The sequence below is a fragment of the Lactonifactor sp. BIOML-A5 genome, assembly GCF_009677585.1.
In the GTDB taxonomy this organism is placed as follows: domain Bacteria; phylum Bacillota; class Clostridia; order Lachnospirales; family Lachnospiraceae; genus Lactonifactor.
Genome location: NZ_WKYV01000063.1, coordinates 1 through 1649, shown reverse-complemented (window position 1 = coordinate 1649; position 1649 = coordinate 1). Strand labels below are relative to the sequence as shown.

The following is a 1649-nucleotide window of genomic DNA, read 5'->3' as shown; positions in this document are numbered from 1 at the left end:
ACATTTTTATACAATATTTTACTATTTTAGAGGTGCAGGTGCTTTTACAACTATTAACTCTAATATGTTATTAGATGAATTTTTTACATTCATCTTCGTATTAACAGGAATTTTTAAAAGAGTTCCTTTATCATATTGGTGAACCTCTTGGTCATTTAGCCCAATAGATAAAGTCCCTCTTACCACTGTCATGTAAACGTTCGAGTTCGAAAAATGTTCTGGGAGGCCTTCATCCTTATTAAAGACCATATGAATATAATGAATATTTTCATCCTGAATAACTCTTTCAACCGCTTTTTCATCTCCAGTTGACATTTTAAAAATTTGCTCAATCATTTTATACACCTCCATAAATTTGTGCCTACATATTAGATAGCATAACCAGATAATCCCATCAAATTTGTTATTTCGATTATATCTTTATAAAATTGGTTTGTATGTTGCATTTACAACAAAATCAAACTATTTAAATTTTATTCAATATAATCAATGGCTCTGACAGGGCAAGCCAATATTGTTTGACTAAGCCTTTCTTTGTCTATTTCAGCATCAAAAGATTTTATATATGCTTTTTTACCTTGCATACCAAAAATCTCAGAATATTTCTTAGTACACAATGTGCAGCCCATACATGATTCCCTGTTTAATGTAAGTCCACTTGTTTTTTCTTCTTTCTGTACTATATCCTCGTCCTTAACAATTTTTGCAGCAATCCACGAAAATACTACGATAGCAATTACAGTTAATACCCAACGGATTGCCATAAACTTCATGCCCAAAAATTTTGCTTCGTTTAAAAGCATGGGAACCTTTATTACCGCCCAGGAACTTAAAATAATAACTAAGTTTCGTACAGAAGCCCCCTTTTTGTGGAGCATGACACACATGGGAAATGCTGCATATATGGGCCCAGCAGATATGCTACCGAGAACAAACGACAATATGATACCTTTAATTTTGGATTCTTTTCCTAAGTACTTGGTGATTTTTTCTTTTGCAACCCATGTATCCAAAAGCGCCGTAAGAACAAATATCACCGGCATTATCATAAACATTTCTTTAATGTAATAAGCACTGTTTTTAATTGATGTAACACCCATATCTGGTTTAATTACAAATATCAAGGTATAGGCAACAGCTACCACTATTAAGAAAGCATTATCTTTTGCTTTTTTTAAGATTTTCATACAATCACCCCCATTACCATAGCGATAATTATGGCAAATAAAAAGCTTAACCCATTTCTGATAGCAGTAAATTTAAACCCAAATTCTCGCTTTTCAAGCGGGAATGTTACGACCCCTACCATGGTAAGTGTAGTTAAAAATGCTACGGAAGGAACAATACTAACCCCGGCATCAACCAGTGTGCCGACAAGGGGAAAAGCAATAAAGGCAGGAATCAGAGTTACTGTTCCAAATGCCGCTGAACCCACTGTTGCTATGAACAATGATTGACTTCCCACAAATTTGGCAATATTCTCTGGCGGTAATATTGTCAGAATTAAACCAATCAAAAAAATAATTGATAAGATGCTCCCCAACATACCCTTGCCCATACCAAATGCCATTTTAAGTGCTTTCAATGTCTTAACTTTATCCTTTTTTAAGGAAATCAAAAGGAATACGATCGTTCCTATCCACATTGCT

Annotated in this window: 3 protein-coding genes; all 3 read right to left on the bottom strand. The window is 34.1% G+C overall.

Annotation, left to right across the window (positions count from 1 at the left end):
• Positions 1 to 21 precede the first annotated feature (21 nt).
• Positions 22 to 336, bottom strand: coding sequence for a cupin domain-containing protein (locus GKG41_RS23010; RefSeq protein ID WP_154263246.1), 315 nt, complete (start codon positions 334 to 336; stop codon positions 22 to 24).
• A 137-nt stretch (positions 337 to 473) separates the two neighbouring features.
• Positions 474 to 1187, bottom strand: coding sequence for a permease (locus tag GKG41_RS23005; protein WP_154263243.1), 714 nt, complete (start codon positions 1185 to 1187; stop codon positions 474 to 476).
• A partial coding sequence (locus GKG41_RS23000; protein ID WP_243142175.1) for a permease occupies positions 1184 to 1649 on the bottom strand: 466 nt, incomplete at its 5' end. The genes GKG41_RS23000 and GKG41_RS23005, both read right to left, overlap by 4 nt.

Coding starts and splice junctions, on each gene's coding strand:
- GKG41_RS23010 (WP_154263246.1), bottom strand. CDS start 336: ATGATTGAGCAAATTTTTAAAATGTCAACTGGAGATGAAAAAGCGGTT.
- GKG41_RS23005 (WP_154263243.1), bottom strand. CDS start 1,187: ATGAAAATCTTAAAAAAAGCAAAAGATAATGCTTTCTTAATAGTGGTA.